This is a genomic window from Synechococcus sp. R6-10 (genome assembly GCF_047461815.1).
GTDB lineage: Bacteria > Cyanobacteriota > Cyanobacteriia > Thermostichales > Thermostichaceae > Thermostichus.
In genome coordinates this window covers 1-7,452 of sequence record NZ_JANSHW010000087.1, presented here as the reverse complement: position 1 = coordinate 7,452, position 7,452 = coordinate 1, and the positions used below count along the sequence as shown (strand labels likewise).

General features: G+C 56.6%; 5 protein-coding genes. All 5 read right to left on the bottom strand.

Annotated elements, in window-relative coordinates; all coding sequences use genetic code 11:
- On the bottom strand, positions 1-1,107 hold a 1,107-nt coding region (locus NW837_RS02975), incomplete at its 3' end, for a metal ABC transporter solute-binding protein, Zn/Mn family (RefSeq protein ID WP_414329196.1).
- A gap of 13 nt (positions 1,108-1,120) precedes the next feature.
- A complete protein-coding gene (locus tag NW837_RS02970; RefSeq protein WP_414329195.1) occupies positions 1,121-1,564 on the bottom strand; it encodes a SufE family protein in 444 nt (147 codons plus the stop codon).
- 97 nt (positions 1,565-1,661) lie between these two features.
- Complete coding sequence (gene cfa / locus NW837_RS02965) at positions 1,662-2,801, bottom strand: cyclopropane fatty acyl phospholipid synthase (protein ID WP_414329194.1); 1,140 nt, start codon at positions 2,799-2,801, stop codon at positions 1,662-1,664.
- A gap of 517 nt (positions 2,802-3,318) precedes the next feature.
- Positions 3,319-4,839: a glycosyltransferase family 2 protein gene (locus tag NW837_RS02960; protein WP_414329193.1), complete on the bottom strand. Its 1,521-nt coding sequence runs from the start codon at positions 4,837-4,839 to the stop codon at positions 3,319-3,321.
- Positions 4,840-5,481: 642 nt separating this feature from the next.
- Entirely contained in the window at positions 5,482-6,843 is a 1,362-nt protein-coding gene (locus NW837_RS02955) for an esterase-like activity of phytase family protein (RefSeq protein ID WP_414329192.1), read from the bottom strand.
- Positions 6,844-7,452 lie beyond the last annotated feature (609 nt).

The window sequence follows — 7,452 nt, the reverse complement described above, 5'->3', positions numbered from 1 at the left end:
CAGTAGTTGTTCCAGCGAACCTTGCCCAAGCCAGGGCAGCTTCAGCGGCACAAAGGCCGTCTCCTTCTCAAAGGCCGAGATCAGATTATCCACGTTCTGCCGCATGATGGTCAGGTAATATTCCGGCTCGATCCCCTCAGGGCCGGCAGTCTCGATGGAATCGAAGACCCGCACTTCCACCCCCAAATCCCTGGCCAAGATCTGGAAGGGGTTGTTGTCTCCCACCTGAGGTTCCACCAAGATGGTCTTCAGGCCCGACTCCCGCACTGTCTCCATCACCCGTCGCACATCTTCTGGAGAAGGATTGGCCTCTGGGATCTCCACCAAAAACTCAGCCTTGAGGTTGTAGCGCTCGGCAAAGTAGGGGGCAAAGTTGTGGAAAACTACAAACTTTCTGCCGGCAAAGGGAGCCAAGCGCTGCTCGATCTCCTCATCCAAAGCCTTGAGCTTCTCGATAAAAGCAGCCGCATTGGCCTGGTAGATCTCTGCCCCCGCCGGATCTACAGAGATGAGGCCATCACGAATATTTTCCACCTGCTGAATGGCCCGCCTGGGATCCAGCCAAATGTGGGGGTTAAACTCGCCGTGGCTGTGCCCATGAGAGTGGCCATGGCCATGCCCGTGAGAATGGCCGTGACTGTGTCCATGAGAGTGTCCATGGCCGTGACCGTGGGAGTGCCCATGCTCTGGCTCCTCAGCCCGCAAAGTTGGGATCCCTTCGCTGCTGTCAACGATTTGCAATTGGGGGTTCCCAGCGCTGGCGATCAACCCTTCCAAAAACGTTTCCATACCCAACCCGTTGATCACCAGCACATCCGCCTGAGCCAGCAAACGAACCTCCTCAGGTCGAGCCTGAAAGTCGTGGGGCCCCATCTGAGGGGGAAGGAGTGGCGTGACTTCTGCCCGATCCCCGGCCACAGCACGGGTAAATTGCGTTATCGGCAAAATCGTGGTCACCACCTTTGGGGGGCTGGATCCCTGCTGGGCCCGGGACTCTTCTTGGCGCATCTGCAGGCTTCCCAGGATCCCGACCGAGAGGGCGGCCAGCAGCGAGACCAGCGATCGCACCGGTCGAGCCGAACGGATAGAGTTAGCTTGATCAGTCATGAGCCTGAATACCTCACAAGACAACAGAGACAGCAGAGCTGGAAGCAACTGACTTCCCAAAAGCCAAGGCCCTCTGCCGCAGCATCGAAAACATGCTCACCAGACCGTTGCTCCTGGAAGGGCTAAGGCTGAAATTGAGGCCCATCTCCCGCACAAACTCTGGGGAAACCCCCAAAATCTCTTCCGGCGCTAGGCCACTTAGCCCCTCCACCACAATGGCCACCAAACCCTTGACCAACTGAGCATCGGCATCCCCTTGGATGTAGACCTTGCCCTCCCTAAACTCGGTGGCCAGCCACACCCGCGAAGCGCAACCTCTGACTAGGTTCTCCTCCTTCCTCTCCGCTTCGGGAAAGGGTGGCAGGCGCTTGGCATAGGCTAGGAGAAGCTCATACTTCTGCCGCGAGGTCTTGGCCTTCTGGAAGCGATTAACAATTTGCTGCAGAGCTGCGGGCATCCCTCAGCTTGTCTAGAGTGAGAATGATAATCAAACTCATCATAACACCCCCACTCAGCGAGGGCGCAGGGGCACCTGCAAACTTTTGGGACTGTCGTTACCGAAGCGAGCGATAGCCGCCACTTACTCCCCGTGGTGAGAGGACCAGTTGCCAAAGTTGGCTGGCCCGGGCCTTGAAGCTACCGGCACTCATCAGGAGATAGAGCCGCCACATGCGGCGAAAGCGCTCATCGTAGCGGTCGGCTAATTTTGGCCATGCCTGCTCGAAATTGGCGTGCCAGGCTTTTAAGGTGGCCACGTAATTGATCCCAAAATTGTGCCAGTCTTCCAGCACAAATAAGCCCTCAAAGGCTGCAGTAATCAGATGAGGCGAGGGCAGCATCGAGTTGGGGAAAATGTAGCGCTCAATCCAGGGATCCCGCCCCTGGTAGGCCACGTTGCTGCCGATGGTGTGCAGAAGAAACAAGCCATTGTCGTTCAACAAGCGGCGGGCTACCTGCATAAACGTTCGGTAGTTTCGGTAGCCAACATGTTCAAACATGCCGACAGAAAGGATGCGATCAAACTTTCCCTGGGTCTGGCGATAGTCTTCTAACCGAATCTCGACCGGCAGGCCGCGGCAGCGTTCGCTGGCCAGTTTGGCTTGCTCTTTGGAAACAGTAATCCCCACAACCTGCACCCCGTAGCGTTCGGCCAGGTACTGGGCTGTGCCGCCCCAGCCACAGCCGATGTCGAGCACCCGCATGCCGGGTTGGAGTTCCAGCTTGCGGGCAATGAGGTCAAGCTTAGCTTCTTGGGCTTCATCCAGAGTTTGCGCGCCCCCATCCCAATAGGCACAGCTGTAGATCATGCGGCGATCCAGCATGGCCTCATAGAGATCGTTGCCAATGTCGTAGTGGCGCTGGCCAATGACGAATGCCCCCTTGCCCCGCTGGCGGTTGATAAGGCAACTGTCCAACCCAAGCAAGGGCTGAGTTAGCCAACCCACCTGCTGCGGTGCCTGGGCAGTTAGGAGACGACAAACTAACTCATCAATGGCCTCGCAATCCCACCAGCCCTCCATGTAGGCCTCGCCAAAGCCCAGGGATCCATAGAGCAGGCAGCGCAGGTAGAGCCGCTCGTCGTGAACTTGAATATCCCAAGGTTGCGAGCCATTGAGGGTTATACCGGCAACATCCAAAACCCGAAGCGCATGCTGACGCGCCAGCCGGTGCAAGCTGTTGAGTCCTTTCCCCATCCCTAGGGATCCCTCACTGCAGGGAAACTGACTCAACAAATACAACCCAACGCGGCAAGGGATCCAACAAGTTTCCAATTTCTAGGGATCCCCCCGAAGGGGGAACACTTCGACCTACAAAAGTCTAGATTCAAGCGCTTGCTTGAACTGTTTCCAATTCCTATGGATCTCCCAAAGAAGGAAAGAAATAGCTTCAAAGCCAGACCCTAAGCTCCAGAGCGCCCACAAGCTGTCAATCCTCACCCTAAGCTTGTGACAAACTTAGAAAGTCGACCTCTACCTAGCTCAACTCCGGCTCCGCAGCCCAGAGCTTGGGCAACAGAGCAGACGAGCAAGCGGCTTGCAGGTAGCCCTGGATGGTGGTTGGATAGTCCTAAAAAGCAGCTCGCAGCTTAAGGTCGTGCTGTATTTAGGATAGCTGAGGGTACTCGTGCAGTTTACTGCCCGGCACCTCCAAACTGCCTTGCCAGTCGATAGCAACGCACGACTCCTCAAATACCCCAAGCTCCAACTTAGGTTAATTACCGTCGTCGATAGCTGCGCCGGCGTTGACCCACAGCCAAAAGGTCGCTAACAACGCAGTCGGCAAGAAATCGTAGAGCGGGTAGGTGGCTACAGCACGCCCCATGCCCACATAGGTAACCAAAGTAACGGCGATGCTGTACCCAAGGCAGCAGAAGCGGAAACGCTGGAAGCGACGTAGCTTGTTGCTCACTGCGCCCGTGGGCTGCCAAGGCATGAGGTTGCCGGTGGCCAAGTCCCAAAGGGCAAAAGCGTGAGCCCAGCTATAGACGACGGGCAAACGCAGCGCATACAGGCCCCAACGGGCTCGGTGCCAGAACGGTGCGACGGCAAAGGTGTAAATAAACGCGGGCAGCACAAAGACCGGGTTGTACCAATGGACGTTCTGCGGAAAGAACCACGCCATCACCAACGGGTGCAGGGGCGTCAGCAGCACTGCTACGGCCGTGCAGAGGTAGTAGAGCATCCCGCCGAAGTAGTTGAGGCGCACCATCGTCGGTATGGGCGATAGCCAAAAGCGACGCGAGAAGCACAGAGACAGACTGCCACAAGCCCAGCGGTACTGCTGGGCAAAGTACGCCGGCATCTGGTCAGGACAGAGGCCCTTGGACAAAATCAGCGGAATGTAGCGAATCCGCCAGCCGTGGCGCAAGAGCTGAAAGCCCGTATTGACGTCTTCCGAGTGGCGTATCTGGTAAAACCCGCCCACGCTCTCCAACGCCTTGCGCCGGTACAGGGCGCTGGTACCGCAGCAGATGGCCCCACCCCAGGTGTCCCGCACCGTCTGCACCACCCGGTAAAAGAGCTCCTGCACATAGGCAGCGCCACGGGCCAAACGGTTGAGGCGGGGGTCACGACTGTCGAAGTACTGTGGCGTCTGCAGAATGGCCAGCCGGGGGTCGGCCCGCAGGTACGGCGCCGTCTGCCGCAGAAAGTCCGGCGCCACCGCAAAGTCCGCATCCAAAACCAAAATATAGTCCCCACCGCCGCCTTCGGCCAGCGCACTGTACGTAAACCCGTATTTGAGGTTGCCCGCCTTGGCCATGTGGCCCCGGTCGGGTCGACTCAAGTAGACAAACCCGTAGCGCTCTGCCAGCTTGCGCACCTCAGGACGTCCCCGGTCGTCCAAACAGTACAAGCGCAAACGGTCTCGCGGCCACTTCAGGCGCGCCGCGTGGGCAAACGTATTCTCCAAAACGGCCAAGTCCTCACCGCAGTTGGGCACGAATACGTCCACCCGCTCGGCTCCGTCGGCGTATCGCCGAAGCAACCGCTCGTGCTCGCTCAACCGAAACGGTCGCGCCACCAGCGTCACGGCGTAGGAGAAGGCCAGCCACCAACTGTAAGTGGCAATGTAGAGCCAGTAAATAGCTAGCCAAGGTGCTTGGGCGGCAAACAGCACGGAAGCGGTCAGCAGCCCTGCTAAGGACAGGAAATTGTACAACGCTAGGGCGGCTTTATGAGTCTTGACATAGGCGTAGCGCTCCGCGTAGTCGGGGGGTTTAGGCAGATACATGTACAGCGAAAAAATATGCAGCAAAGTTTGCCCGCAGTTTGACCTGGGACAGAACTCGGTAAGTGTGCAAATTTGTCGCTGGCTAACCAATAGCGCCGTTTAGTCTGGCCAGACGCTTCAGTATGGTGTCCAGCTCTTGCATCTGCTCATGCAACGTGAGCGCGTCTTCCAAGAGAAAGTGCTCAATCGTCATCAGCAGCTCGCCACCTTTTACGTAGGAGTGACAGGGAACCAGTCAGACCATAGGCAGCCGTTCGCCACGTCGGTAGGGAGTTTCCAATTCCTAGGGATCCCCCCGAAGGGGGAACACTCCATTGACTACACTCCTAGTGTACCCCCCCTATCGTTTCCAATTTCTAGGGATCCCCCCGAAGGGGGAACTTACGTTCACAAATGCTGATGAGTACTCATTATACTGCAGTTTCCAATTTCTAGGGATCCCCCCGAAGGGGGAACACCAACCCTGGTATTTACACGACTGATCAGGGTTACCGTTTCCAATTTCTAGGGATCCCCCAGAAGAGAGAGCAGGTTCTCCAGCAAACCAGACACCTGGCCGCCTCACCCTTCCAAGGATCCTTTCAAGAGAAACAGAAAGGACGTACCCGAGACTCTGCCCATGGGAAGGGATCCGCCTCTTACTTAGCGAAGAGTGAAAAAGTTGCCCACATTCAACAAAATAAACTCATTGGCGTCTGCAGCGTTTGGCAAACGGCCAGCCGAGAAGGGCAAGTTGTTATCGTTGGCCACAACGATGTGTTGATCGTCAACGACGTCCACATTCTCGATGGTTACAAATGGAAAAGTAAAGCGCCCATCCACTGTGGCCGTCTTGCCAATGCCTTTTGGATCGGCAATGTCCAATAGATCAATGTAGGCCACCTTCTTGACCAGGCCGGCGCTGTCTGCCTGAGCTAAGTCAATCAAATAAACCCGCTTGAACTCGGCAGCTTTCGGGAAACAATCCGTTTTCTGCTCTCCCTTGCACGCAAGGCGGGGATCCCCTTCGTTGCTGTCCCGCTCAATCACCAAAGCCCGCGTGGCGTCGATCATATTGAAGTCGCCGATGTTGTTGCCGGCAACCTCAAGCGGATACTTCCAACTCTTGCCCGTCCACTTGCGTTCCTCGACGTTAAACTCCAGAATCCGTAGCACCTCCTTGTCACCCACCGTCTCCAAAGCGGGCGGTTCGCCGAGGTAGAGGGGGCCTTCCAGCATGGCGTAGAGGAACCGTCCGTCCGGAGAAGCCGCCATACCCTCAAAGCCGCGGGAACGCCGCGCTTCAAAGTTAACTGCACCTGGCGTCGCTGGCGTGGTGACCGTGTGATGATCGGGGGAACGTACCACTTTGCCGTCAACCTCAGTTTCAAAAAAGGCTACGACTTTGCCGTTGCCGTCGGTGGCAATGAGGTAGGGGCCAAACTCATCGCCAATCCAGTGCAAGTCCCCAATGGTTTGAATCGACTCAGGGTCTAGGTCAGCGCCGGTAAGATAGCGCCTGGTCGTGAATTCGTTGGCGATGCGGAATGGGATCACCTTGTTGGGATCTTGCAAAAATACCGACTTGGTCAACCGCACCTGGCCGTTTTCCCAGTCAACGGCCACTTCGTGGAAGCTAAGCAAGGCGTCCGGGGAGTTTGCCTTGCTGCCAAAGCCGTTGTCGATGAGGACACGGAAGCGGTCACGTGCCAGGGTTTCAATCCCCGAAAAACCTTGAATTGGCTGACCGACGAAGGGCAGCGAGATGCCAGTAGTCCGACCATCTACAAAGGACTTGCCCTCGACGGAGGCGATCTCTTCGACCCGCTGGTTGTTGATCGCCGCAAAGCGGCCAGAGACCACAAAGCCAGAACCGGCATCGCTGGGCGGTGGCACGAAACTCATCGCCGGCAGCACAGCATATCCGGCAAGGGTGGCTTTGACCGCTTCGGCTGCTGAAACTGACCTGGTTGAAACCATGCCCAAAAAGATCCCCAGGCCGAGACGCGCAAGCAAGGTTCTCATAGTGCCTCCACTCTCTCTCCTTCAAACCCAGCCCCGAACTTTGGCTGACGCTGGACATCAGTTCGCAACTTTAGATATCCCCCACGAAGGCAAGGCTCACACCCAAAGCAGGTAAGGAGCCTCACAGATCCCTCCGAAAAGAGAAAATTAATGAACTTCCCAATCTGCAACCGAGCAGCATTATACCCGAATGTTTCTAATTTCTAGGGATCCCCCCGAAGGGGGAACATGAAGATGAATAAACCCTAACTCCCCAAGCACCCAGGGTTTCCAATTTCTAGGGATCCCCCCGAAGGGGGAACACGATCGGCATCTCCCAACGTCCGCTGTACCTCCAGAGGTTTCCAATTTCTAGGGATCCCCCCGAAGGGGGAACCTCCACCCATGTAGTACCGCTCGATGCGGTCACCACGAATAACCCACAATTTCTAGGGATACCCCCGAAGGGGTAACCTCCACTTTGGGGAGTACTGGGATGAGTATCTAGTGTATAACTAGCCCAATTTCTAGGGATACCCCCGAAGGGGGAACCTCCACCCACCCCTATTAAACCCAAGCAGGGCAAGGAATGCAAGACCCATTTGCGAGGGATCCGGAAAAAAGTCGGCA

Excerpts from the sequence above, each read along its gene's own strand:
- NW837_RS02970 (WP_414329195.1), bottom strand. The coding sequence starts at position 1,564 with ATGCCCGCAGCTCTGCAGCAAATTGTTAATCGCTTCCAGAAGGCCAAG.
- cfa (WP_414329194.1), bottom strand. The coding sequence starts at position 2,801 with ATGGGGAAAGGACTCAACAGCTTGCACCGGCTGGCGCGTCAGCATGCG.
- NW837_RS02960 (WP_414329193.1), bottom strand. The coding sequence starts at position 4,839 with ATGTATCTGCCTAAACCCCCCGACTACGCGGAGCGCTACGCCTATGTC.
- NW837_RS02955 (WP_414329192.1), bottom strand. The coding sequence starts at position 6,843 with ATGAGAACCTTGCTTGCGCGTCTCGGCCTGGGGATCTTTTTGGGCATG.